General features: G+C 38.4%; 25 protein-coding genes. 7 read left to right on the forward strand and 18 right to left on the reverse strand.

All coding sequences use genetic code 11. From position 1 onward, the window contains the following. Window positions 1-57: 57 nt before the first annotated feature. Window positions 58-912, forward strand: a complete 855-nt coding sequence (locus tag RCP16_RS16450; RefSeq protein WP_308640839.1) for a GNAT family N-acetyltransferase — start codon at window positions 58-60, stop codon at window positions 910-912. Window positions 913-1051: 139 nt separating this feature from the next. On the opposite strand, the gene RCP16_RS16455 is transcribed toward RCP16_RS16450, so the two are convergent. Further along, complete coding sequence (locus RCP16_RS16455) at window positions 1052-1483, reverse strand: MerR family transcriptional regulator (RefSeq protein ID WP_069329475.1); 432 nt, start codon at window positions 1481-1483, stop codon at window positions 1052-1054. Window positions 1484-1661: 178 nt separating this feature from the next. Here RCP16_RS16455 and RCP16_RS16460 point away from each other — a divergent pair, with 178 nt between their 5' ends. Further along, window positions 1662-2513 carry an aldo/keto reductase gene (locus RCP16_RS16460; protein ID WP_308640840.1) on the forward strand — a complete coding sequence of 284 codons (852 nt, stop codon included), beginning with the start codon at window positions 1662-1664 and terminating at the stop codon, window positions 2511-2513. Window positions 2514-2653: 140 nt separating this feature from the next. On the opposite strand, the gene RCP16_RS16465 is transcribed toward RCP16_RS16460, so the two are convergent. Next, the gene (locus tag RCP16_RS16465) at window positions 2654-3190 is read right to left on the reverse strand and encodes a TetR/AcrR family transcriptional regulator (protein ID WP_308640841.1); all 537 of its coding nucleotides are present in this window, start codon (window positions 3188-3190) and stop codon (window positions 2654-2656) included. 285 nt (window positions 3191-3475) lie between these two features. On the opposite strand from RCP16_RS16465, the gene RCP16_RS16470 reads away from it, so the two are divergent. Then, entirely contained in the window at window positions 3476-4267 is a 792-nt protein-coding gene (locus RCP16_RS16470; RefSeq protein WP_308640842.1) for an SDR family NAD(P)-dependent oxidoreductase, read from the forward strand. Between the two features lie 75 nt (window positions 4268-4342). Here the strand turns inward: RCP16_RS16470 and RCP16_RS16475 are convergent, their stop codons facing one another. Further along, complete coding sequence (locus RCP16_RS16475; protein ID WP_308640843.1) at window positions 4343-5104, reverse strand: SDR family oxidoreductase; 762 nt, start codon at window positions 5102-5104, stop codon at window positions 4343-4345. A gap of 234 nt (window positions 5105-5338) precedes the next feature. Here RCP16_RS16475 and RCP16_RS16480 point away from each other — a divergent pair, with 234 nt between their 5' ends. Beyond that, window positions 5339-5884: a TetR/AcrR family transcriptional regulator gene (locus RCP16_RS16480; protein ID WP_308640844.1), complete on the forward strand. Its 546-nt coding sequence runs from the start codon at window positions 5339-5341 to the stop codon at window positions 5882-5884. A 99-nt stretch (window positions 5885-5983) separates the two neighbouring features. On the opposite strand, the gene RCP16_RS16485 is transcribed toward RCP16_RS16480, so the two are convergent. Both RCP16_RS16485 and RCP16_RS16490 read right to left on the reverse strand, forming a co-directional pair. After that, on the reverse strand, window positions 5984-7024 hold the full coding sequence (locus RCP16_RS16485; RefSeq protein WP_308640845.1) for a ketopantoate reductase family protein: 1041 nt from the start codon (window positions 7022-7024) through the stop codon (window positions 5984-5986). A gap of 13 nt (window positions 7025-7037) precedes the next feature. After that, complete coding sequence (locus RCP16_RS16490) at window positions 7038-7784, reverse strand: acetoacetate decarboxylase (RefSeq protein WP_137224880.1); 747 nt, start codon at window positions 7782-7784, stop codon at window positions 7038-7040. Window positions 7785-7948: 164 nt separating this feature from the next. On the opposite strand from RCP16_RS16490, the gene RCP16_RS16495 reads away from it, so the two are divergent. Further along, window positions 7949-8836, forward strand: a complete 888-nt coding sequence (locus RCP16_RS16495) for a LysR family transcriptional regulator (RefSeq protein ID WP_308640846.1) — start codon at window positions 7949-7951, stop codon at window positions 8834-8836. Between the two features lie 60 nt (window positions 8837-8896). Here RCP16_RS16495 and RCP16_RS16500 read toward each other — a convergent pair whose 3' ends face one another. The 7 genes from RCP16_RS16500 to RCP16_RS16530 all read right to left on the reverse strand — a co-directional run bounded on the left by RCP16_RS16500 (window position 8897) and on the right by RCP16_RS16530 (window position 14984). After that, the gene (locus tag RCP16_RS16500; protein WP_308640847.1) at window positions 8897-9931 is read right to left on the reverse strand and encodes a peptidoglycan DD-metalloendopeptidase family protein; all 1035 of its coding nucleotides are present in this window, start codon (window positions 9929-9931) and stop codon (window positions 8897-8899) included. A gap of 18 nt (window positions 9932-9949) precedes the next feature. Further along, the gene (locus RCP16_RS16505) at window positions 9950-11290 is read right to left on the reverse strand and encodes an ABC transporter permease (RefSeq protein WP_273593076.1); all 1341 of its coding nucleotides are present in this window, start codon (window positions 11288-11290) and stop codon (window positions 9950-9952) included. After that, on the reverse strand, window positions 11283-12188 hold the full coding sequence (locus RCP16_RS16510) for an ABC transporter ATP-binding protein (protein ID WP_069329485.1): 906 nt from the start codon (window positions 12186-12188) through the stop codon (window positions 11283-11285). The genes RCP16_RS16505 and RCP16_RS16510 overlap by 8 nt, the downstream gene beginning before the upstream one ends. Before the next feature lie 118 nt (window positions 12189-12306). Then, a complete protein-coding gene (locus RCP16_RS16515; RefSeq protein WP_308640848.1) occupies window positions 12307-13242 on the reverse strand; it encodes an ATP-binding cassette domain-containing protein in 936 nt (311 codons plus the stop codon). 49 nt (window positions 13243-13291) lie between these two features. Beyond that, window positions 13292-13681, reverse strand: a complete 390-nt coding sequence (locus RCP16_RS16520; RefSeq protein ID WP_069329487.1) for a GntR family transcriptional regulator — start codon at window positions 13679-13681, stop codon at window positions 13292-13294. A 42-nt stretch (window positions 13682-13723) separates the two neighbouring features. Further along, window positions 13724-14455 carry a hypothetical protein gene (locus tag RCP16_RS16525; protein WP_308640849.1) on the reverse strand — a complete coding sequence of 244 codons (732 nt, stop codon included), beginning with the start codon at window positions 14453-14455 and terminating at the stop codon, window positions 13724-13726. 340 nt (window positions 14456-14795) lie between these two features. Next, window positions 14796-14984, reverse strand: a complete 189-nt coding sequence (locus tag RCP16_RS16530) for a hypothetical protein (RefSeq protein WP_069329489.1) — start codon at window positions 14982-14984, stop codon at window positions 14796-14798. Between the two features lie 626 nt (window positions 14985-15610). Between RCP16_RS16530 and RCP16_RS16535 the strand changes: the two genes are divergently transcribed. Beyond that, window positions 15611-16822, forward strand: coding sequence for an MGDG synthase family glycosyltransferase (locus tag RCP16_RS16535; RefSeq protein WP_273593075.1), 1212 nt, complete (start codon window positions 15611-15613; stop codon window positions 16820-16822). A 7-nt stretch (window positions 16823-16829) separates the two neighbouring features. On the opposite strand, the gene RCP16_RS16540 is transcribed toward RCP16_RS16535, so the two are convergent. Then, a complete protein-coding gene (locus tag RCP16_RS16540; protein WP_069329491.1) occupies window positions 16830-17405 on the reverse strand; it encodes a xanthine phosphoribosyltransferase in 576 nt (191 codons plus the stop codon). A 642-nt stretch (window positions 17406-18047) separates the two neighbouring features. On the opposite strand from RCP16_RS16540, the gene RCP16_RS16545 reads away from it, so the two are divergent. Next, window positions 18048-18395, forward strand: coding sequence for a helix-turn-helix domain-containing protein (locus RCP16_RS16545; protein ID WP_083243654.1), 348 nt, complete (start codon window positions 18048-18050; stop codon window positions 18393-18395). A 199-nt stretch (window positions 18396-18594) separates the two neighbouring features. Here the strand turns inward: RCP16_RS16545 and RCP16_RS16550 are convergent, their stop codons facing one another. From RCP16_RS16550 to RCP16_RS16570, 5 genes are all read right to left on the reverse strand, one after another. Then, entirely contained in the window at window positions 18595-19923 is a 1329-nt protein-coding gene (locus RCP16_RS16550; RefSeq protein ID WP_069329492.1) for a UDP-glucose dehydrogenase family protein, read from the reverse strand. A gap of 304 nt (window positions 19924-20227) precedes the next feature. After that, window positions 20228-21406, reverse strand: coding sequence for a glycosyltransferase (locus tag RCP16_RS16555; RefSeq protein WP_308640850.1), 1179 nt, complete (start codon window positions 21404-21406; stop codon window positions 20228-20230). Beyond that, the gene (locus RCP16_RS16560) at window positions 21370-22737 is read right to left on the reverse strand and encodes a sugar phosphate nucleotidyltransferase (protein ID WP_069329494.1); all 1368 of its coding nucleotides are present in this window, start codon (window positions 22735-22737) and stop codon (window positions 21370-21372) included. The genes RCP16_RS16555 and RCP16_RS16560 overlap by 37 nt, the downstream gene beginning before the upstream one ends. A 60-nt stretch (window positions 22738-22797) precedes the next feature. Then, complete coding sequence (locus RCP16_RS16565; protein WP_273593073.1) at window positions 22798-24084, reverse strand: glycosyltransferase family 4 protein; 1287 nt, start codon at window positions 24082-24084, stop codon at window positions 22798-22800. A 35-nt stretch (window positions 24085-24119) separates the two neighbouring features. Next, window positions 24120-24725 (reverse strand): putative colanic acid biosynthesis acetyltransferase, encoded by a 606-nt coding sequence (locus RCP16_RS16570; RefSeq protein WP_083243655.1) that lies wholly within the window; start codon window positions 24723-24725, stop codon window positions 24120-24122. Between the last annotated feature and the right edge of the window lie 13 nt (window positions 24726-24738).

A 24738-nucleotide genomic window follows, 5' to 3' on the forward strand; every position in this document is an offset into this window, starting at 1 on the left:
GATTCTATCTATTATTTAAGCAATACTAAAGTCATGCCAACATATACGATTAGCAAAATGACTGATTTTTCAGATCAGCAAATCGATCGAATTCGATTATTAGAAAAAAAATGTGCAATTTCTGACGCATCTAACTTACGAGTGGGTATAGAAAGTTTGAAAGAAGTACATGGAGACGAGGCTTTTCTGTGCTATAACGAAGATCAGCTTATCGGATTTTTAAGCTGGTACACGTCGGACAGGATTGAAGCTAACATCAATGCTATGGTTCATCCAGATTTCCGTCGTAATGGTATCTTTAGAAGTCTATTAAACCATGCCGTCGCTGATATGCACCGTATAGATATACAACATTGTTTGTTTAGAATCCCTTCTAATTCCCAATCAGGTATAGATTGTATACAGCATATTGATGCTGATTTGAGTCATTCTCAATTTTCAATGACTTTTAACTCTATACAGGATAATATCGCTTGCTACAATCATCTTCATTTAAAAGTTGCCGAGAAAAAAGATACCGCCTTTCTCGTCCACTGTTTTGCACAAGCATTTGGAGATTCAGCGTCTTGGACGAAAGAATATCTGGACAACACAAGCCAAGAGCCTACACGATTAACTTATCTGGCTCTAGACAAATCACATCCTGTCGGAATGATTCGAGTCAATACGATTCAAGCCAACACCGCGGTTATACATGATTTTTGTGTACTTCCTACTGTTCAAGGTAAAGGCTATGGTCGAAATATCCTTGCTCAACTGATTACTTTATTACAAGATCAACAATATACTGAGATTCGTTTAAGTGTAGTGACAGTAAATCGACAAGCATTAAGTATTTACAAGTCTGTTGGATTTGAAATTTTCGCTGAATTTTATTATTATTCACTGCCACTTCTTTCAATAAGTAAATAAAAATAAGTATATCTATAATTAAAAAAGCTCTTTAGTCTATTAAGGACTAAGGAGCTTTTTGATGATTTATTTTAAAGTAGTAATAAGACAGCCAAACGACTTTGATATAAGGTAAATCTTTCCTTGTTGTCACTGAAACTTAGGAATGTGTGGGCGTTGCAGATATCGCTTTATTTTGTCCCCATGTACGAGGATTGGTCGTATCAGGAATACCCTCCGTGAGAATAGCCTGATATTGAATCGTTTTTTGTTCCAAATGGGCTACCCGCTTTTGTGCTTCTTGTAGTTGGATCAAAGCCACTTCTTTGTATTCCATCATCATTTCATTGCGCTGAGGAATAGTAGCATCTCCTTCTAAGCAAAGGTCAACGTATAATTTGATCGTTTCAATTGGCATTCCTGTCTGCTTTAGACATCTTGCTCCATACAACCAGTTGATCGATTCTTCATCAAATAACCGAATATTATTTTTGTTACGTTGGACACTAGGCACTAATCCTTTATCGGTGTAAAAGCGTACAGCATGTTCAGTAAGTCCTGTTATCAGAGCAGCTTCTTTTACAGTAAGCATCGCCATATCCACCTTTCCAAATTCATGATAGAGAATCGCTTGACTTCGTGTAGCACGAAGGGAATAAGCTCATTATACTGCAAACATATCACAAGCAGAATCTATATTCACGCGCTATGTATATAGATGAGTGATCCTTTGCTATTTCAAATACAGAACCAGTACAGGAGGAATAATCATGCAAACTGTCACATTGAATAATGGTGTTACTATGCCCATCTTAGGCTTTGGTGTCTATCAGATTCCAGATGCAGAAGAATGTGAAAATGCTGTCTATGAAGCGTTACAAATTGGATATCGTTTGATTGATACAGCGGCTGGCTATATGAACGAAGAAGCGGTAGGACATGCTATCCAGCGTAGTGGTGTGCCCCGCGAAGAATTATTTATTACAACCAAACTCTGGATTCAAGATGCTGGCTACGAGAGTGCAAAGTTAGCTTTTGCCAAGTCTTTACAGAAACTTCAAGTCGACTATCTAGATCTATATCTAATTCATCAGCCATTCGGTGATTATTATGGAGCTTGGCGGGCGATGGAAGAACTCTATAAGGAAGGGAAAATCAAAGCGATCGGTGTTAGCAACTTTTTACCTGATCGTTTAATGGATCTAATCGTGCATAATGACATCCTACCTGCGATCAATCAAGTCGAAACCCATCCTTTTCATCAACAGATCGATAACGCTACTTTTATGAAAGAACAAGGTGTACAGATCCAATCCTGGGGGCCTTTTGCAGAAGGACGTAATCAGATGTTTAGTAACGAATTACTAACTTCTATTGCTGAAAAGTATTCCAAATCAGTCGCCCAAGTCATATTACGCTGGCTTGTTCAACGCGATGTTGTCGTAATTCCCAAGTCAGTACGTCGAGAACGTCTTGCTGAGAATTTTGATATTTTCAGCTTTGAACTGAGTAGAGAAGAAATGGAGCAAATTGCTACTCTAGATACAGGAGAAAGTCTTTTCTTATCTTACCTTGATCCAGAGATCGCCAAAATGCTAGGTAATTTGAGAGTGGAATTATAATACTCTATTCCAAACATATATTCAGTACATGGTATCAATACATCAAAAAAGGACAGGTATAAACCCTGTCCTTTTCCATGTTCGCTCCTATTTCTACTTAGCTTTTAACAGAAATACAAGCTTTTCGAATCTCTACTGATCTATACCTTAATAGCTCTCCAACATGCATCCAACGTTTGACGAATCTGTTCCTCACCGAAAGGATATTTACCTCCCAAGTATCCCCTGATCGAAGTAGCCACCATACCCTTGATAAGATGACAGCAAAACATTTGATCCATTTCGCTAATAATGCCTTGCTTCTGTCCCTCTTCGATAATAGCAAAAATCTCAATCAATGCAGGATTCATCATATTTCTAACTTCTTCGTGGATATAAGGCGAATCGCTATATCCTTCTAAAAAAAGAATTTCTTTAGGAAAGTTCAATCCATAATCTATCATACGTTTCAAGATGCCTCTGGTTCGTTCGTAGATAGTAAGATTAGAATCATAACCGATCATTATTTCCTCGCCCATATGCATGAGTACATTTTTATAAAGCTCATTAACTAGTTCTTCTTTATTATTATAATAATTATAAAAAGTACTAGAGCCAACATTAGCTCGTTTGAAAATTTTTGGAAAAGTAACAGACTGTATGCCCTCTTCAATAATTAAGTCCAACGTTGCGACCATAATATCTTCTCGTTTACCCGTATTTATTCATTCCTCTCAGGAAAATATTTTCTATTTTATTATAAGTTTCATATTTTTCATTGTCAATTTTAGAATAAATTTTCCGTTTATTAAATTTAAAAATGATTTTTTTTGCTTTTAATCCATTAAAATACTTAAAATTAGAATAATTTTTCTATTTTGTTGACATTTATACCTCTTATAATTATATTAATACTAGAAAATATTTTCTAAATGGTACTAATATAATTTATTTTAGTTTCAAAAAATCAGGAGGTTATTTAAATGGTCAATTATAAAGGCAAAGTAGCACTGGTTACAGGTGCTTCATCTGGTATAGGAGAGGCATATGCACGAGAACTTGCTGCTAGAGGTAGTCATGTGATTGTTGTTGCACGCTCGAAAGATAAACTTGAAACTCTTGCAAAAGAGCTAAAAGATTCCTGTGGGGTAAATACCTATGCATTAGCAAGCGATCTTTCTAAGCCAGAGGCTGCTAGAGAACTAGCGGAACAAATTAAAGCACTTGGTCTAAAAGTGAACATTCTTATCAACAACGCAGGATTTGGTACTCACGGACGATTTGAAGAAACACCCATAGATCGTTACCGTGAAATGGTTGATCTAAATATCTCTTCACTTATGGATATGACTGCTCAATTTCTACCTTATATGCAACAACAGAAAGATGGTATTATTGTTAATGTTTCTTCTTTCTTAGGCTTTTATCCGTTTCCTTATATGGGTGCTTATGCCGCTACCAAAGCATTTGTGCTATCCTTCTCAGAATCACTTTGGGCCGAGAATCGGCATTTAGGTATTCAAGTTCTAGCACTATGTCCAGGAGCAACTAAAACAGGATTTTTCGATGTGGTTGGTACTACAGATATGCCTGGAGGTGTTACAGGGACTCCTCAGTCTGTAGTAAGAACTGCTTTTCGTGGTCTTGAAAAGAATCGTAGCTATGTGGTTGACGGTATTGGAAATTATTGGACGGCTAATCTTAGTCGCATTTTCACACGTAAATTTATGGCTTCTTTTTCTGAACGTCTTGCACGACCTAAAGCAAATAATTAAGAATATTTTTCTTGAAAAATATTCTTAATTATTCTTATAACAAAGAGCAGGCACTTTTAGCACCTGCTCAAACATTTATTGATCTATTCCTGTTTGTGATGCCATATCGTTCAGTTGAGTAACAAAAGCGCCTTCATTAGAACCTTGTTGATCACGAATCATTTTTGCTTGCTCAACGATTACTTCTTCAGTATCTGTACCCAGTAATCGTATTGTTTCTTTAATAAAGTCTTCAAGTGGCATAGCATGCGGATCTTTACTCAGATCTGTCATAAGTTCTGTCTGAACACCCGGCGGTATGATTTCGAGTACTTTTACGGTGGTGTCTTTTAGCAAATAACGTTGGGATAATGTGTAAGAATGAAGTGCTGCTTTGGTCGCTGAATAGATCGCTGTTGCTGCATAGGGAATAAATCCAACCGCAGAAGTCGTATTGATGATCACAGCGTCTTCTTTAGACTTCAAATGTTCGATCAATGACGATGTTATGCGGATCGGTCCAAGTAAGTTGGTAGAAACGGTTGAAATCAGAATCTCCTCATTTATGACACCCACAGCCTCATCGAAAAGCATAATACCTGCGTTGTTAAATAACACATTCAATTCGGGAAAGTCCTGAATAAGTTGCTTAGATGTTGCCTCAATACTGGATAGATCTTGTATATCCAATTCAACTGCTGACATTCCGGGATTAGCACTCAGAACTTCCTCCAGACGCTCTTTTCTGCGACCTGAAATGATGACTTTGTTACCAAGATGGTGCAATGCTTCTGCTAGCGCACGGCCAATTCCTGAACCGCCACCTGTAATAAAAATCGTATTCCCTGTAAGTTTCATATCTAATTCCTCCACTGTTTTATTTTGCATAACTTTGTGATTGATTACATGGTTAGCTGAATAAGATGTTGCTCCTTACCTTACTCTTTAATCGTTCTGAATAGACTAACCGCCTTCGTAGGATTATACTATTACAACAGTAGTTGCTTTAGTAGTTCAATCTTATCTGGAACAGTATGGAGTAACAACCAACAATATGAGCGATATGTTGGTTTAAACAAAGGAGTTGAATGAATGGGAATGAAAGTACGAAATATACGCACCACTCGAACAAGAGAATCGATTTTTGAAGCACTTTTTGAACTCATCGCAGAAAAAGATGTGGATAAAATAACCATACAAAATTTAACTGAACGTGCCCAAATCAATAGAGCCACTTTTTATGCTCATTTCCAAGATAAATATGAATTACTCGATGAAATTATACGACAATCCTCCGAAGAACTTGTTCAACAGCATACAAATGGCGTGTGCGCATTTACCAAAGAAACGATAATGCAATTAGTATTCGCATCCTTTGAATATCACCAGCAAGTTAAACAAAAGTGCCTTCGGAATTACTCAAAAATCATTCCGCTACTCTCTTCTAAATTAATCGTTGCTCTAAAGAACTATTTGGATCTGGCAATGCAGGATATATATGCTGAAGAACGTACTTTGTATGTACAAATCTATGCCCACATGATTAATGAAGCTGTTACTCTGCATACTTCTGAACAAACCAAACTAAGCCAACAAAATGTGGCAGAACATATTGTTCAAATGGTACGTCTAAACTAATTCATCGTGGATCTCAATTAAAAGAATACAATCTATAGCGGTTCTAACGAAAAAAAGGACTTCCTTATGCTTGGAAGTCCTTTACATGTTGTGTATATATCACTTATTCTGTGGGATGCTCAATAACTTCTCAAATGCTTTGATATTAGTATCAAAGTTAGGCACCGTTTGAGATTCTTCAGCAAATTTGATCTGTGCTATAACCAAATCGTTAAATGGTGTGGAGATTCCAGTGCCTTCTGCCATTTGTGGAACCACTCCATTAATATAATCGATTTCAGTTTTACGTTTTTTCTCCAAATCTTGAAGCATACTTGCTCTTAGCAATCTAGAGGGTTCCATGACGACTCTAAAGGTTTGGATACGTTCAGGCACATCATGTTCGCTTGTTAATTCTAGAGATTCCAAGTCAAATCCACCCATTTTAGCAAATGTGACCCCATTGGCGTGTCCAACTTTTATTGTCTCATCTGCGATATGAACGGCACTAACAATACCCATGTCATGATCAAGAATATCTCCATATTCCCCGTTTAATGCTGCGGATAAACCACTGAATGCATTGTTAATCAGTAATTTCGACCATTTCGTTCCCACTAAATTATCGGAAATATGTGTTCCGCCTACAAGATCCAAAACCGATTTAATACGCTGGATTCTTGCTGTCGTTTCACCGTTTAATTCTCCAATTTGAAAAGTGTACTCTTTAAATTGAGTATAATCGGTTGTCAGTTTGGATACGCCGGGTTCAATAAATGTAGCGCCAAATTCAACAGAACCTGCAATAACACGTTCCTCACCAACAATAGAAGCTACTTTCTGTTCAGGTATACCGTTTTGTAAAGAACAGACTACACTATCTTCGTTCAAGAATGGAAGCAACTCTTCAAGTACAGAGTCGTTATATAATTGTTTGGTTAACAGTAAGACTAAATCATATTTCCCTGACTTGTTTTCAGGGGTAATAGCTTTCACCTTAGCCTGAAATTCGGTAGTACCAATGACTTTAGCTCCTACTTGGTTGAGAGTATCTACATGTTCTTGGTAAGCATCAATCAACTCAACGTCTATTCCTCCAGCAGCAAGATATGCTCCCACTATGGTTCCCAAAGAACCTGCTCCTAAGACTGCAATTCTCATTTAAAAATCTCCCTTATTGTTCTTCTAGATAATTATATACAGGTTGTGCCGCATTCAACGTTAAATCTGTAAGAATATGAGATGCTGAAACGACTTCCAAAACAGGCAGATCGGCAAGCGGTGCCAGTGCGTGTTCAAATAATTGAAGTCTAGCCGGTCCAGTCCAAGCCCATTTAACATCTATATTCGTTATTTGTGTTCGTACCAAATCACAAATCTTTAAATTCCCATTGTAATCCGTAGCAATTTTAACCATAAAATTAGGTCGACAAATTTCACTTTTTGCTATTTCTTTATCCATTTCAACATGCTTATACCCCATAGTGGCATTTGCTATACGAAGTGAACCGTAATCAAGCGTGCCTACTAGTGTATCTGAATCTACATAAAGTTTAGGCGCACCTAACTTTTTGGGATATGCTGTAAGCTCTCGGCCACTTGCAATCGCTGGAAAGTTATCGACGTACATCGAATGGGTGTAATCGCCATCCTCACCATTAAATCGGACAGGAATGACTTGACCCGCTTCAGTATAAGCACCTAATCCAGACACATCGGGCATCCACATTACTTCGAATTTGACTAAAGGTTCACCGATTTCAAGAGGTTCTGGTACGGCTGCTCGTAAAGCTTTCTCATCCGTCCGATAAATAATATTGAGATATTCACGGTTAATAAATTTGTAGGGTGGCATAGGGTAAGCGGGTGCAGTTAATGGTGTGTTGAGATTTCGGGCTATATTATTGATATCAATTTTCATCATGCACCTTCCTTTTTCACTCAAAGTTTTTAGTAGCTATTTTACTTATTGGTTAGTGTTTACTCATATATCTTATATATCTATAATACATCTATATTTACATATAATCTAATATATAATAATGTATATATACATTTACTCCAATAAATAAGTGAGGGATATCTATGGAATTGCTTCAGCTCAAATACTTTCAGACTGTTGCCTATACAGAACACATTTCCAAAGCAGCCCAACTATTGAACATCGCCCAGCCTTCTTTAAGCCTGACTATCAAAAGACTTGAGGACGAACTGGGAACAACGCTATTTGATCGCAAAGGAAGAAATATTCAACTGAGTGCGTCAGGCAAAATTCTTCTGAAGCACGTCAACCGAATTTTTATCGAGATTGAAAATGCCCAAATCGAAATTCAATCGAAAGAACAACACCTTGCTAACACTATAAAAATAGCCATTTCCAATCCAAGATTTCTAACAGGACTAATCAGTGAACATATCAATCTTTTTCCTACATCCAAAATTCTTCAGTCTATTGGAGTGAAAAGCGACATATTAACTAGTTTGAAAAAAGGGGATATTGATTTAGGAATAACAGGTCACCCTATTCAAGATGAGGAGCTAGCCAGTTGTTTACTGGTCGATGAAGATATCGTTCTCGTTTTACCTTCTAACCACAGATTAACAGGGGAAAATGAAATTTCTTTAAGTCATGTCGCTGATGAACCATTTATCATGCTAGCGAATAATGCGGAGTATAGTGCGTTTACTACTCTTCTTTGTGAAAAAGCAGGCTTTAGCCCAAATATTGCATTTGAAGTCGATTCCCATTTACTGGTCGAAATTATCAAGCTTGATCAGGGGGTCGCTTTAATTCCTATTTCCGTTTGTAGAACATTGGGGTTAAATTATATACAAATTACGGATGACTCTACTACTTATCCTGTTAGCTTATCCTGGGTAAAACACAAGACGTTATCCTCTTCAGCAACACATTTTCGTGACTTTATTATTTCGTATTATCAAGATAACTATAAAATGTTCAAGGTGTATTGAACTTTTTATATAAAACAAAAAAGGATAGTCATCATGACTATCCTTTTTATGATATTTGATTTACTTGGCTGTAACCGTCTCGCCTTGTACAGGTTCACTTCCATCTTTCCACTTGATCTGAATCGCTTTGGACTTGAACAGATCCGCCCCATCAGACACCTGATAATGTAAATGCGCTTCGCTGGAATTACCGGAGTTACCGACCAATCCTAGTTGATCGCCAGTCTTGACCATATCTCCAACTTTTACTAATGCCGATCCTTTTTTCATATGACCGATTACGCTGTATTCTCCATTCGCGTGAGCAATCACCACTTCATTACCCGCAGGAACTTCCGGGTTCATTTTACCTACAGGCTCGTTATCTGCAATATTGCTCAATACCGATACGACTTTACCATCAGCAGGTGCATATAGCGGTTGTCCAAAAGCATAATAGCTTTCATTTTTGAGTGGATCGCCACTATAAGAGTGTCCATCTTTGCGCTGGATAAAGTCATACGCATAACGCTGACTTTCGTACTCATAATGGTAATTGATCAATGCATTATTCCCACCCCAGAATACAAACCAGTCGCCTTTAAAAGGAAATACGTATTCATTTTTGGTAGTAACTTTATCTGTAGCTGGTGCTGGTGTTAATGCTTTAGCTTGTAGCCCTAGAATCGTTCCTTGCTTGTCCATCGTCACATTCAATCCTAGATCACCTGAATCACTCACCCATGAACGAACATCAGCATCGTTGATCTCCATATCTGCTGCTTCGTTGAATGTTTTGACTTGTTTTATTGATGTTTCGGCTGAAGTGATAAAGTCTTTTTCCGATATTTGCTTTTTAAAATCGTCGCTAAATTGATCGTACACTTCTTTATATTTACCATCTAATAATGCTGTTGGAATGTCTTCCGCTGTAAGCTTGTCGGAATCGGTTGTCGGTTGTTCAGTGGTTGCTGGCGGTGTGGTGGTTTCTACCGTTGTTGGAGAGGGTTGAGCTGCATTACCTCCACAAGCTGCTAGAACTACGGTAAGGGCTCCTAAAGCTAATCCCATTTTGCTGTAATGCATCCAGTTTACATTGTTTCTTTTTTTCATCATATTGCACCTCTTTATATACTATAATTTATAAGATTTCATTGCTTTACGTAATTCTTTCAAGGTTGGACGTTTACCATACATTAATACACCGGTACGATAGATTCTGGCAGATAACCAACCGAAGAAGAAAATCGATATTAGTAGAATAGCAATCGAGATCGCTATTTCCCAGATCGGCATAGAACCGAGTCCAATACGTACAATAACTGTCGTTGGAGAGAAGAATGGAATATAGGAAGAGATACGCATTAATAACGAATCTGAATTCGAGATACTAAATATTCCGATATAAAATGCCGCTAATGTTAACATGGTGATCGGTGCTATTGCTTGCCCTAAATCTTCTGTACGGCTCACAATAGAACCGATCGCTGCAAACAAGGTAGCGTATAAGAAATAACCCAGTACATAATACAGCAATCCAAATCCAACCACGTTCAAAGATAGATTACTTACATGTAGATCGAATCCAGCTAGTACTTCTTGATAGTACGGAAGAGATAAATTAATCGCGATCACGATACCATAGGAAGCAATTTGTGTTAGTCCCACTAAGAAAACACCAATGATTTTACCGAACATTTGAGTCAGCGGAGATAGGCTGGAAATTAAGATTTCCATAACACGCGAACTTTTTTCTGCTGTTATCTCGGAAGCGATCATATTGCCTGTAATGGTAAGCGAGAAGAAGAACAATATCATTAACAAATAGACCAGAATATAGTTCTCAGTGTTGGACTTTATTGGATTTTCTTTCGGTTCTGTCGAGTTCTTATTCAGATCATCAATAGAAGTCTGATTGACTATAACAGGTGTCCCAATCTGTTCCAACTGCGTATTGGTTAACTTGCCTTCTGCAATATATTGAACTTTGGCGGTTTGAGTAGCCGTTTGTAATAGATTTTGAATCGTTGCATTATTTTTCTCACTGACATACGTAACCGTTGGGAAAGCCACGTCACCTGTAGTCGGCTTTTGCAATAATAGATAGCCGCCAATACTTCCGTCTTCGACCTGTTGGCGAAGAACCGATTCAGATTCTGCTTTGGCTTGCCATTGTAGCTGTGTGTCTTTGGCTTGACTGCTTGCATTCGTAGCTGTGTCCTCTGCCGCTGAAGATAACGTTTGTTGCTTTTGCGCTGCTTGCTGAATCTGAGTCGCAATCTCATTGTAGCTACTGGTTGCAATACCAATCTTCATATTGTCTTCACCGTTGTTACCCGAAAATAGTTGAATAAAATACGGCACATTGAGTCCAACCAGTAACAATACTGCAAGAGTTAATGTAGTCCACCGAAACGATTTATTTTTGACTTTATTACGATAGGTAAAATTAATGACATGTCCAAGCTTATTCATTATTGCCCACCACCTTAATAAAGATTTCGTTCAATGTTGGTTCCTTGATCTCGAACTGTTCTACATTTCCATGTTGCATTGCTAATTGTAAAATCTGTTGTGCTGCTTGTTCTTGATTAATATGGATCAGATAACGTCCGTTCTCATCTTGTGGCTCTACATGCACGATACCTTCAATATCGCTTAAACCAGATAATGGATGAGCTGTACGCAAGACCACTTTCTCGCGTGGATATGTGTTTTTGATATCTCGTAAATTTCCTTGCAATACAGGCTTAGAACGACGAAGTATCGTCATATTACGGCATAACTCTTCTACATGTTCCATCCGATGAGTAGAAAATAAGATCGCTGTGCCATCATCCCGTAATTCTTGAATCACTTCTTTGAGCATTTCTACATTGACGGGATCAAGTCCACTAAATGCTTCATCGAGAATTAAAATACTCGGATGATGTATGACAGCAGCGATAAAGCCCATTTTTTGCTGATTTCCTTTGGATAACTCTTCTATCCGTTTATCTAAATACTCCATCGCATCAAACCGTTCTAGCCACTTGTGTAGACTTTGAACAGCATCTTTGTGAGTCATACCACGCAATTGTCCAAGATAGACCAGTTGATCACTGATTTTGACTTTAGGGTATAATCCACGTTCTTCCGGTAGATATCCCATTTTGTGTTGTAACTCTTTGCGATATGGACGACCGTCATACAGAATCTCGCCTTCATCTGGATAAATTAGTCCCAGTACCATCCGCATCGTTGTTGTTTTGCCTGCTCCATTTGCTCCAAGCAAGCCGTAAATTTCTCCTGCTTCTACTTCAAGAGACAGTTGATCTACAGCCGTTTTACCTGCATAATGTTTGATAATTTGATTCAATACCAATGGTTTCATCACTTTATCGTCCCTTCATATCAAATATTTTGCATCAGCAAAAATCATTTTTTCATTGAACTGGGGTCGCGCTTATATTGCCAAGCGCTTATCGTAAGATATTTTGCTAAAGCAAAAATCATTTCTTCATTGAACTGGGGTCGCGCTTATACTGCCAAGCGCTCTGGCGCCAGTAGTATAGTAAGTCTTCCCATTCGAGTCCGCGGGTTTGGATGGGGATATTATTTTCAGCGGCGGCTTCTTCTAATTCAATAGCATTCGTTGTTATCACACGTACAGAGAGATCGGATTGTGCTTCCCATGCGACAATGCCGTCACATTCATGCAGGCTATGAATAACATCTGCATCGCCTACACCTGCATTGATCCATATTTCTTTCCATGTTTGATACAGTGTATCTTTTTCCTGTATACCATAGATCATGCCGTCATTCATCAACATGACATAATCAGCAAGCCGTTCCACTTCTTCCATCCGATGAGTGGTAATCAGAATACTAAGCTCATCGGTATCCATAAGTTGATGCAAGGTACGAATCATATCTTTCCATGCGAAAGGGTCTAGTCCAGAAGACGGTTCATCCATCAACAGCAGATCAGGTGAAGTGGCTATTGCAGCAGCCAATTCAAATTTTTGCCGTTGTCCTTTGGACACTTTATTTAACTTGGTCGTAGAAGGTACTTGAAATTCAGTCAACATTTGTTCGAATCTTTTTTGATTCCATTTAGGATACCATTGAGAGCGGAAATGGGCGGCATCTAGAGCAGTCATCCGATTTTCTTCAATTGATGAATGTTCAGATACATAAGCGATTCGTTGCCGGATCGAGAGAGGCAATTCGCCTTTGGCTGGTTGTCCAAACCATGTCATCCATCCTTGATCTGGATAAATGGTCTGCATCATCAGATTTAACAATGTACTTTTTCCTGCTCCATTTTCACCGACAAGAACAGTAATATACCCTTGAGGTAATTCAAGATTAATAGGCCCAATAGTATGTTGACCTCGTGTTTTGTAGACTTCATGTAATGAAATGACTGATTGTTCCTGCATAGCTGTTTCCTCCTTAGCTATATGATAGGCTTATCATTCAATAGTGATGTTATGTTGTAAAATGTTGATGGATTAGCTCTGCAAACAATTGTTGCAACTGCTGTTCATCCCATCCAAGGGCGGTACTTTTCTGAATCGCTTCATTTAGAATTTTGCGTACATTTTCTTCACTCATCTGGGTAAGTTGCCCTTGTTCGACTTTCGTAACAAATGTTCCTGTTCCCTGGCGTGTACGTAACCATCCTTCATTCTCCAAGTCTTGATACACGCGTCGAATTGTAATAACACTACATTTCAGATCCGCTGCAAATTCACGAATAGAAGGTAATAATGTACCCTCTTGCAATTTGCCTCCAATAATGAGAGAACGTAATTGATTCTCTACCTGCCGATATAATGGTTCAGCACTATCTTCATTGATCTGCACAGGTATCTTCATACGCCTACACCTCCTAACCCTAGCGCTCTCAAATCCATTACCTTATACCAAATCTCTATGTCTTAATGTACGCCGAATCCCATAAATAGATAACGTCATACACACTATACTTACTGCAATACAACTCCACATTATTGGTGAAGCTAAGCCATATTTCATAGCCACTAACAAAAAGGTGTTGGTGATATTCCAATCTAACCAGACACTGCAAATCGACAATATAACAAGTACAAAAATAACAATAAAAGTAAATTTCATATACTTTTTACCGGAGAGACTAAATTCAAAATATAAATAAAAACTCATTAATGTTATACAAAAGCCAGCCCAAGTGAGTGCAAAAGCAATATAAGAAATGAGTGAAATATCTACTTCAAAACGAATCCTCATGATATACAGAATAGAGAAAAATAATGTCCAGTTATATAAAAAGATAAGTGCCATCTGTTGAAATCTTCCCCATATAATCGCAGCTGAGGAAACAGGCAAAATACGAAGATAGACTAAATTTTTGGTGTACGTATCTTCTTTTTGTAAATTAAATGCTCGCCTAGAAAAATCAGTTCCCAACAACGGTGCACAGATCAGCATAATAAAATCAGTTGTACTCGATTGTAAAAAGTGATTTTGTCCAGCTAATGTACCTGTATAAAAAAGAATACCTAGTACACCACCCATATAAAGTACAAATATACTAGACCAGACAAACATCAGCCGATTGTTCGCAAAATCTTTACGAGCTAATATCCAACCGTATTTGAAATTTTCTATCATAAATATATCCTCCATTCGGTGTATATACTGTATATATATATATACACAGTATACATTGTATATATACAGTGTCAATAGATTTAGAGATATTCGTACTTTATTTTTGGAGATTATTATCTTCCATGTTCGAATATTAACTTAAATACGTTGTTATAAGAATTATAGTTAATATTTTTATCTTAAAAACACAAAAAAAGTCCTCTGGCGGTCAGTCGCCAAAGGACGGTATGTCTTGCTTTCATTAAATTACGAAAATAATCATCACATTCATTGTTCAGTTGTTACATTAAATCTTAATCATTACATTTTCAATAATCGTCGCATGTGCTTACATACTTAATCAAGAGACGGACGAATCTAACTTAACAAGTTCATCCTCGACAAGAAGCGTGAGTTCTTCTTCGTATCCCCCGGTTATGTGATACTTGCGAACATATTCCTTAACAAATTTCTTTGGATCCTTAGGCCGAAAAATGCGTGTCATTTCTCGTAGACTTTCCTTGACTTCATTGTGTCCTTTAGTTGCCATGGAATTCCCTCCCAAAACGTGCCTTGTTTTTGAGAACGCCGAAAAGATCCTTTGGTGTGTTTGTAGTTAGATATGAAGTTGTATCTCATCTGTGATCTTTTAGCACTTTCTTCGGGCATCTGACATATTACATACCCTTTAAGATAAATGCTGAATCAATCCGGCTGAATGCTCTTATCTTCTTAGTACAAGGCTGATCTACCCGCATATGGTATATCCCTGCGCATCTAAGCGCCTCTCTAGTGTGTTGGTCGCTGTTAGCAACGTGTTCAACGCCAACCCTTATCTAAGCACCTTATTATTTTATAATATCATACTTTTTAAGATTGTAGCACTTTTGTTTGTTAAAAAAAGGTACGAAATAGGTTAATTTTTGGGCGAATAATCATCGTTTTTATAGCGGTAAAAACTCTTTAGAACATGAAATAAAAATGCGTTGTCTCGAAAAGGAAACCAACGGGTAAACTATAGTAGAAAGTGACTTTTGCAGATTGAGTTGTCTCTATATTATATACGTAAAAATGTCCACATTGGATTATCTATAACTTCTCGTGCTATGCTCAACAAGAATAGAGAAGCAGCTCATATAGAAACAGAATATATATGGCTTAGAAAGGAATTCTAGTATGTCTTACAATTCATCTTCAATTCTAATCTTATATGCAAGTTATGGACATGGACATTATCAAGCTGCCAAGTCTTTGCAAGCCAGTCTATTCGAACGTGGTGTTCCACGTGTAACGTTACTTGATGTGATGGCTGAATCTCACCCTTTGATCAATAAAGTGAGTCAATTCATTTATATGCAAAGCTTTACTACCATTCCTCACTTGTATGGCTGGGTATATTACAGCACACGCAAAATGAAAGCCACTTCTTTATTCGGCAAAGCTCTTCATTCGCTAGGTATGCAACGTTTACAAACGGTATTAGAGCAGGAGCAACCTGATCTAGTGATTCATACTTTTCCTCAATTGGTATTACCTAATATGAAAAAGCGTTGGAAACTTACGATGCCACTTGTAAATATACTAACTGATTATGATCTACATGGACGCTGGTTGCATCCTCATGTTGATCATTATTATGTACCAAGTACAGACATGAAGCAGGATATGTTGACTCATGATATCCTACCAGAACAGATCAGTGTATCCGGTATTCCTTTACGAGCTGACTTTGATCATCTATCTACCGATACGTATGAAGTATCTCATCAAGCAGAGCGTGCACAGCTTCGTATACGTGCTGGTCTGCAACCGGAGTCCAAAACCGTACTGTTACTTGCAGGTGCTTATGGTGTGCTTAAAAACGTTCGTGAAGTCTGTGATCAGCTTGCTAGTCGTACCGATACCCAAGTGATCGTGATCTGTGGTAAAAATGAGTCTTTATTGCAAGAATTAAATACTCATTATGGTGATCATCCTGCTTTTACCCTGATAGGTTTTACAGATCGAATGAATGAATGGATGATGATGAGCGACTGTGTGATTACCAAGCCAGGCGGTCTTACCGTCGCTGAATGTATTCACTGTGCATTGCCACTATTTCTACTCAAACCTGTACCCGGACAAGAATTAGCGAATGCTCTGTATTTGCAATCGTATCAAGCTGCTGAAATATGCGATTCTTCAACGGTATTAGCTGAACGTCTGATGATCGCTTTAGATCAACCGGAGATTTTAGAACGTATGCAAGCACAGCTTCGTACACTTCAGACACCTCAAGCTTCTCATTATATTGCCGATGATCTGATTGAACGTTATCTGTCTCAAGCTCATGCTACTCAGTTAGTCAAAGTACCACTGAAGCCCAATCTGCGAACAACGATTAATTAAAAAGAGACTATTCATCTACAAATTCGACACGTCCGTTATCTAGCGAACGGATTCGTACCAGTGATTCTAAGCGATATCCTTCATCTATAAGCAATTGAGCGCCGGGTTGGAAAGACTTTTCGATCACAATACCAATCCCTACAACTTCTGCGCCTGCTTGTTTGACTATACGTGCAAGACCAGAAGCGGCTTCTCCATTAGCTAGAAAATCATCAATAATCAGTACCCGATCACCAGGATGTATAAATTTTTTGGAGACGGTAATATCATTACTTTGCTTTTTGGTATAGGAATATACGGTTTCTACAAAAATATCTTCTGTTAATGTAAGAGACTTCTGCTTACGGGCAAAGATCAATGGAACTCCAAATTCTAATGCTGTCATAATACCAGGAGCAATGCCTGAAGACTCAATCGTCAAAATCGTTGTTACACCTGTATCTGCGAATAATTGTGTAAATGTTTTGCCGATTGCCTGCATTAATACAGGGTCCATCTGATGATTGAGAAAAGAATCGACTTTGAGTACTTGTCCTTCAAGGACAATCCCCTCATTGATCACTTTTTGACGAAGTAATTCCATAATTGATTCCTCCTTGGTTATCTTTAAAGAATACAAAAACAAGTGAAAGTACATAAACTATATCATGTCTACTTCACTTGTACTGCGCTATACAGCTACAAAATCATTTAAATTCTTTTTTATATTTGAAAGGACTTGTCTAAATGCCATAGTAAAGCATAGCAAAGTAGTGGTATAGTAGGACTATATAACTATTATTCGTTTATTTAGGTTGTATGTTCATTATATTTTTCTAAAATCCGATATATAAAGTGATCCATACTACCTTCTTTTTGCGTATATTTTATATACATTTATTGGTTATTGAGTAAAACAATAACTAAGTAGGTAAGTTATATGTTGTATTCTTATATTTTACATAAAACAGCATATGCAATTTTACCTAATCATTATATATACTAAGATGTATACCTACTAGACTCCACTCTCTATAATTTATCTACTAAATTAGTATATAGCAGTATAAGAAAGTATATCGTCGAAAACAAGAGTATAGATGGTAAGACATGCTAGTTAGGAATTGTATTTATATAGGCAATAATGACTTCACATGATATAATATGTATTATTGTCTGCGGCTTTTTTCCTAACTGTAACAGCATCCGGTCGCACACATTTTAGGTTATTTAGGGGGTTTTTGAATTGTTTGCCAAACGCCTCAAACTACTTCGCAAACAGCGAAATATGTCGATGAAGGAAGTTGCAGATCATGTAGGAGTAGCTAAGAGCACATACGCAGGCTACGAGTCCGGATACAGACAACCCACTTTGGAAACGATCCAATCTATTGCTAAAAAATTGAGTACTACTTCTGATTATTTGCTCGGTTTGACCGAAGAATATGATCCTACTCAACAAAATACGAATGCACGTGAATTTCTCAACTATACCCAGCTTCATTGGGATGGTGTGCCACTTGAAGAAGAAGATCTTCAATTGATTCGTCAACTGTTAGAGCGTGTAGTAAGAGATCGTTCCCATTCCCAGTGAAATTTCCATTCTATTTCTCATGATTAGCGCTGATCGAGCGTAAGAATATTCAATCACGATCTACAACCAGAGCTCTCCAATTTTCGCTGATGATTATGGATAGATGTCCTGATCCTCATATCTGAATACAACAGCAAAAAAACCGACCCTGAAGATACACTTCAAGGTCGGTTTTTGCTATATAGGTTAGAGGTAAGAATTAAGATTGAGTCGCGATAAAGTGATCACGAAGCAATGCTGGACGACCCATAGAATGGTAATCGAAGCCTGTTTCCTTCACACGTTGCGCGCTATATACATTACGTCCATCTACAAGTACAGCTTGATTCATAACGGCTTCTACTTCTTTAAGATCGATATTCACGAACTCGCCCCACTCGGTTAACAAGCAGACTGCATCACAACCACGAGCGGCTTCTAAAGCACTTTCTGCAAAAGTAATCGATTCGTGATCATATTCACGGCGGAAGTTTTCTGCGGCTACTGGATCAAATACTTGTGGTTTTGCACCGAATTCTACTAATTTCGGTACGATCTCCAATGATGGTGCTTCACGAATATCATCTGTATCTGGTTTGAATGCTAGACCCCAGACAGCGATTTTTTTACCTTGTAAAGTACCTAATGCTTCTAACAACTTATCAACAATTCCCCAACGCTGTGCTTGGTTGACTTCAACTACAGATTTCAGTAATTTAAAGTCATACTCTACGTTACCTGCGATTTGGATCAAAGCATGCGTATCTTTCGGGAAGCAAGAACCACCGTAACCGATACCTGCATTCAAGAATGAAGGCCCGATACGACGATCCATTCCCATTCCTTTGGCAACTTCATCAACATCTGCGCCAACTTTATCACAAATGTTAGCAATTTCGTTGATAAATGAAATCTTGGTTGCAAGGAAAGCATTGGATGCATATTTGATCATTTCAGCACTACGGATATCTGTTACTACTAGATTTTCAGTCAAAGGACGGTGCAATTCAAGTAGCAAGTCTGCTGCTTGTTGTGTCTGTACACCAAGTACTAGACGATCTGGATTGAATGCATCTTTAACCGCAGAACCTTCACGCAAGAATTCTGGAATCGAAGCTGTATCAAAAGGTTGATCGGTTAAAGAAGCAATAATGCTATTTACGCGCTCATTGGTTCCAACAGGAACTGTACTTTTCACAGCAACGACAGTGTAGCCTTTCATGGAAAGTGCAATTTCACGAGCAGCCGCTTCGATATATTGTAGATCTGCTTCACCGGAAGGAAGTGGTGGAGTACCTACTGCAATAATCACGAGATCCGATTCGGATACCGGTCCACTCAAGTCCGTTGTAAATGTTAATCGTCCTGCTTCTACATTCTTCATCATCATTTCTTGAAGACCTGGTTCGTAGATCGGGATGCCACCATTTTGCAACGTCTCGATTTTAGAAGCAATTTTATCCACACAACGTACGTTGTTTCCTATTTCTGAAAAGCAGACACCTGATACCAAACCTACATAACCTGTACCTATTACAGTAATATTCATCATTACCACTCCTGTTCCTTATTTGTAATTTTATATTTCAAAACAGATTGAGTATGTTATTCCTAAACTCTATTCATCTATCCCGTAGTTCAACCGATATAGTATTTATAAGAAATTGATTCATTTGTCAGATTGACAGATTCAATCTATGATTGGACAAATACTTTTCAATCTCATTCTATATTTGGAGGCTGACCATTATGAGATATCAAACCAATCCATCATTTGCAAAAGGATGCCTATGGGGCACTGCACTTTCACTATTATTATGGGGTGCTATCGTCTGGATCGTTATGCACTAAGTTCAGACCACTTTTACATGTTGTAAAAGATTTTGAATATAATCTGCAATCTCAACTAAAGTAGAACTAGATCGTTCATGTATGCTTAATCCTTTGCCTGATTGTGCATCATGAAGTTGACCTATCTCGTCTTCTGTTGATAATGTTAGCTGCTGAATCTCTTCCCATGACATTAAGTACAATGGATGGTCGCTAGGAACAGCTGCAATCGTATGACGATCTTCATAAAAATGACTGCGATTAAGCAAAATGAGTGGCTTTGCTAACTCGATAGCTTCACAGACGGTACCCCAACCTGGCTTAGTAATCACCAGATCGGCGGCAGCTACATAATTCTGTGATTCGGTGTATTGATCAGGAATCTGTACAACATTGGGATGGTCAATATCCATATTGGACGATACGATAAATATGCATTGTTCACTATCCCACAGTTCCATCGTTGACCAATGATCCACCTGTATACTACGACCTAAGCCGAAAAAGATAATTTTACGTTGCCCGGTCGGATCTAATTCTGTACGTATACGCTCGACTTCCTGAAGATCAGGTTGTCTGCAAAAGAATCCAGTATCTATTCGGCATTTGCGTCCCCACTCGGGTTCAGCACAACCGGCTAGACTGATAAAATGATCCATTTGAGCATAAGCGGCACGCAATGTATTTAAATCTGACTTTTCCAACATATCTTGATAAGCGGTGTACCAGGTAAAGTTCGATATGCCTAAAGACTCTATACCTGCACGCTGTGCGGCGACAAACGGAATCGGTGAAATATCACTGATCACCAGTTGCGCCTTAACTCCAAGTAAAAATTTCTGTTCTTGGGTAACTCTTTCTTCAAACAACGACATATCGAGGTTATATTGTTGTCTAAGGCTCTGTATATCTGCTGCAATCGAATCGTGTTGTAACACATAACCGGTATCAGAAAATATACTTCTAAATTCAATACGATGATCATTGCTGATCCATGGCAACATTTCTTTTTGTAATGAATCGATTAAAAACGGTAATGCTTTGCCACAATTAACGATTAATCGGATAGGTTGATCATGATGTCGCTCTAGTACCGTGCGGATAATTGCGATACTTCGCGTGGCATGTCCATATCCGTAATCTGAAATGTAATAACAGATGGTGATTAAATCTTCATGCAGTTTTGTTCGATCTCTTCCCATGAATGGAATAGCTCCACAATTTGATCGTTCTGCGCATTAAAGCCCGTTTGTACAACGATCACTTCTAGATCCTTCACTGCACGGATACTATGAAGTGCTTTGACTGGAATATGCAGTACGTTCCCTGCTCTTACCCGCATCATGTTACCATTGAGAACAAATTCGCCTTCGCCTTTAACCACTGTCCATACTTCTTCGCGATCCGTATGTGACTGATAGCTCAAGTTCTTGCCTTCTTGTAGACCGATACGCTTCGTTAATACACAGCGTCCGTCTTCATACTTCTGATCATCCAATACAACAACCCAGCCCCATTGACGCTCTTCATACATAGGACCTTGATCAAAATTCACTAATTCTTTCAAACGTGGACTGGATGCTTTGTCAGATACCAGAATACCGTCCGGGCTTACAGCAACAACAACATCTTTCATACCTAGAATCGTAACAGGTACGTTTGTTTCGTTAACCAAATGCGTATTTACACAGTCTTCACTGATAATACCGCGTCCAATTTGTACGCTGCTCATTTCCTCGGTCAATGTATTCCATGTACCCAAGTCTTTCCAGTAACCGGTATATGGAAGAGCAATAATATTTTTAGCTTGCTCGACAACTTCATAGTCAAAACTGATTTTTGGTAAACGATCATACTGTTTAAGGAATTGCTCATATTGAATTGGTAATCCTTTTTCTTCAAGTAAGCTAATCAGATAGCCTAGTTTGAAAGCAAATACACCACAGTTCCAAAGTGCATTTTCTGCAATTAATTGTTCTGCATACTCTTCCGTCGGTTTTTCTTGGAAACGGCTTACTTTGCGAAGGCCGGTTTCTGTCGTTTCACCTGAAGGAATAATATAACCATATTTAGAAGAAGGATATGTTGGTTCTACACCGATTAGTGCGATATCTGCATCGGATTCTTGTAGTGCCATTTCCATACTTTTTACTGTGTCAAAAAACATATTGTCTACATAAGGATCAACTGGCAAAATCGTAATGACTTCATCCAAGCTGACACCTTCTATGGAATATAGATAGGTTGCTGCAAGTGCGATAGCAGGAAACGTATCTCTTCGTTCTGGCTCAATAATAAGAGGTACATCAGCACCGACTTGACTCCGCATAATCTCGACTTGAGATTGACCGGTTGCGATAAGGCTAGATTCGCTTAATCCACAAGCATCCAATTGATTCCATACACGCTGAACCATTGATACCAGTTCACCTTGTTCATTTTCCAGTACTCTCAAAAATTGTTTTGATCTTGCATCGTTAGACAGAGGCCATAAACGCTTACCTGAACCTCCAGATAAAAGGATAAGTTTCACTCCAATCCCTCCCATTTCTTTTTTTAGTATGTTACGGATGGTTGGTCGTTCAGACTATATTTATCTTGATTCAGAAACCATAGTTGTGGACGGGGACTGTGTCGCCATGGATAACAATAGCTGACGATATTTTTCCAGCGATACATCGCGGCGTAAATATTTTTCCAGATAGTCCCGGCCATTTTGACCGATCGCTTGAATTTCTTCAGCATCCATCTCATACAGACGACGAAGTTGAATTGCAATATCCTCATAATTTTGAGGTTCTGCTACAAGTCCACAAGCGCCTTCTACAATTAGACGGTGAGCTTCACTACCTGATTCCAGTACACCCAGTACTGTTTTACCAGCCGCCATAACGCCGTAGATTTTGCTTGGAACAGAGACCCCTTTGATGCCTTTCTGATTCACGACCAGATGAACATCAGCTGCATTAAGCGAATATTTCAAATCCTCTTTCGGTTGGAAAGGGAGAAAACACACTTGACCGGATTCTTCGAGTCCATGTTGTGCTGCATACTCCTGCATCTTTTTCTTTACCGCACCTTCTCCGATAAAAGCAAAGACCAAGTTTTTGCAATCTTTCAGACCCGGTATAATCGTCATTAGATTTTCTAGATCATAATAAAGACCTAGATTACCGGAGTACATTACAACAAATTTATCTTGCCAGCCATGATCGGCGATAAACTTAGCGACTCGTGGATGATGTTTATCCAAAGGAACAATTTCTTCTTCATTCGTCCAATTGTTAATCACTGTATTCTCGATATGCTTGCGTCCACCAAAGCGATTCACCAATGTTTCTTGCATGTCTTTACCTACGGTGATAATATGATCCGCCATCGAGCAGTTGATATTATCAATCGCACGCGCTACATTGAAAATCCATTGCCGCTTCGTGTAACCGACAGCTTCTGCTTGTTCAGGGTTGAAATCCTGAATATTATAGATATGTTTGGAACGTTTGAATAATTTACCGATGGTACCGATCAAACCGCCTAGTACTGGTGGTGTAGAGATCGTATAGATAAAGTCTGTATTTTTTTGCTTCAATAACAAGTAAGTCGCATAGAAGAAGTACGTCGAAATATACTTGATCCGGCTAAACTTACTTTGCTTATCCACCTCAGGAAGACGAATACGGATCACTTTAATATTTTCAAGATGATCGGTAATATAACGTCCTTTTGCTGCGGCTTCGCCTCCATACCCTGGAGGACATTCTGCAATCACTGTAATATCAAAGTCATGTTGTAAGTACAGACACAACTCGGTTAATAATTGTCCCGTTGATGCATAATCGGGATAAAAGTAGTTAATGACAAAAACTATTTTTGGTTTCACATTCATCCCTCTTTTGTCTATAGGACTCATTTGGTTTATTTGATACGGTGTACTTGAGCAATCGGTGTAACTTGATGTTCTGTCGGTACTTCTTCAGCGAAACGATGCTTGTGAAATGCAGCCGGGAACCCGATATGCACTTCATTCGCTGGAATGTCTTTGAAAATCGTACTTCTTGCTCCTGCAACACCTAATTCATGAATCGTAACGCCTGGATAGACAAATACGTCGCTTGCTACCCATGCACCATCTTTAATATGAATAGGCTTTGTAATTAATCCGAACGTTGGATCATTGAGCTTATGACTACCTGTACACAGATAGGAATTCTGGGAAATCACACAATGGCTGCCGATAACAATCTCATCAAGACTGTAAAATTCAACATTGTCGCCGATCCAAGAATACTCTCCGATCGTAACTTTCCACGGATACGTGAATTTAGCAGATGGACGAACATGAACACCTAGTCCAAGCTTCGCTCCAAAGCTATTGAGAAGAAATCTTCTCCAGTTATACATATTGTGTAGGGAGAAACGGAATAATGTTCCTTGTACAAACCACCACAGTAGACAATAGAGTCCTGATCTTCCGCGTGAATACTCTTCTTGTGAATATTGATCCAGTCTGATCTTTACCATCTTCATCCCTCCT

The sequence above is a fragment of the Paenibacillus nuruki genome, assembly GCF_963311185.1.
Lineage (GTDB): Bacteria > Bacillota > Bacilli > Paenibacillales > Paenibacillaceae > Saccharibacillus > Saccharibacillus nuruki.

Bases quoted from the DNA above. Each gene is read 5' to 3' on its own strand.
- RCP16_RS16450 (WP_308640839.1), top strand. From the start codon at position 58: ATGACTGATTTTTCAGATCAGCAAATCGATCGAATTCGATTATTAGAA.
- RCP16_RS16455 (WP_069329475.1), bottom strand. From the start codon at position 1,483: ATGCTTACTGTAAAAGAAGCTGCTCTGATAACAGGACTTACTGAACAT.
- RCP16_RS16460 (WP_308640840.1), top strand. From the start codon at position 1,662: ATGCAAACTGTCACATTGAATAATGGTGTTACTATGCCCATCTTAGGC.
- RCP16_RS16465 (WP_308640841.1), bottom strand. From the start codon at position 3,190: ATGGTCGCAACGTTGGACTTAATTATTGAAGAGGGCATACAGTCTGTT.
- RCP16_RS16470 (WP_308640842.1), top strand. From the start codon at position 3,476: ATGGTCAATTATAAAGGCAAAGTAGCACTGGTTACAGGTGCTTCATCT.
- RCP16_RS16475 (WP_308640843.1), bottom strand. From the start codon at position 5,104: ATGAAACTTACAGGGAATACGATTTTTATTACAGGTGGCGGTTCAGGA.
- RCP16_RS16480 (WP_308640844.1), top strand. From the start codon at position 5,339: ATGGGAATGAAAGTACGAAATATACGCACCACTCGAACAAGAGAATCG.
- RCP16_RS16485 (WP_308640845.1), bottom strand. From the start codon at position 7,024: ATGAGAATTGCAGTCTTAGGAGCAGGTTCTTTGGGAACCATAGTGGGA.
- RCP16_RS16490 (WP_137224880.1), bottom strand. From the start codon at position 7,784: ATGAAAATTGATATCAATAATATAGCCCGAAATCTCAACACACCATTA.
- RCP16_RS16495 (WP_308640846.1), top strand. From the start codon at position 7,949: ATGGAATTGCTTCAGCTCAAATACTTTCAGACTGTTGCCTATACAGAA.
- RCP16_RS16500 (WP_308640847.1), bottom strand. From the start codon at position 9,931: ATGATGAAAAAAAGAAACAATGTAAACTGGATGCATTACAGCAAAATG.
- RCP16_RS16505 (WP_273593076.1), bottom strand. From the start codon at position 11,290: ATGAATAAGCTTGGACATGTCATTAATTTTACCTATCGTAATAAAGTC.
- RCP16_RS16510 (WP_069329485.1), bottom strand. From the start codon at position 12,188: ATGAAACCATTGGTATTGAATCAAATTATCAAACATTATGCAGGTAAA.
- RCP16_RS16515 (WP_308640848.1), bottom strand. From the start codon at position 13,242: ATGCAGGAACAATCAGTCATTTCATTACATGAAGTCTACAAAACACGA.
- RCP16_RS16520 (WP_069329487.1), bottom strand. From the start codon at position 13,681: ATGAAGATACCTGTGCAGATCAATGAAGATAGTGCTGAACCATTATAT.
- RCP16_RS16525 (WP_308640849.1), bottom strand. From the start codon at position 14,455: ATGATAGAAAATTTCAAATACGGTTGGATATTAGCTCGTAAAGATTTT.
- RCP16_RS16530 (WP_069329489.1), bottom strand. From the start codon at position 14,984: ATGGCAACTAAAGGACACAATGAAGTCAAGGAAAGTCTACGAGAAATG.
- RCP16_RS16535 (WP_273593075.1), top strand. From the start codon at position 15,611: ATGTCTTACAATTCATCTTCAATTCTAATCTTATATGCAAGTTATGGA.
- RCP16_RS16540 (WP_069329491.1), bottom strand. From the start codon at position 17,405: ATGGAATTACTTCGTCAAAAAGTGATCAATGAGGGGATTGTCCTTGAA.
- RCP16_RS16550 (WP_069329492.1), bottom strand. From the start codon at position 19,923: ATGAATATTACTGTAATAGGTACAGGTTATGTAGGTTTGGTATCAGGT.
- RCP16_RS16555 (WP_308640850.1), bottom strand. From the start codon at position 21,406: ATGGGAAGAGATCGAACAAAACTGCATGAAGATTTAATCACCATCTGT.
- RCP16_RS16570 (WP_083243655.1), bottom strand. From the start codon at position 24,725: ATGGTAAAGATCAGACTGGATCAATATTCACAAGAAGAGTATTCACGC.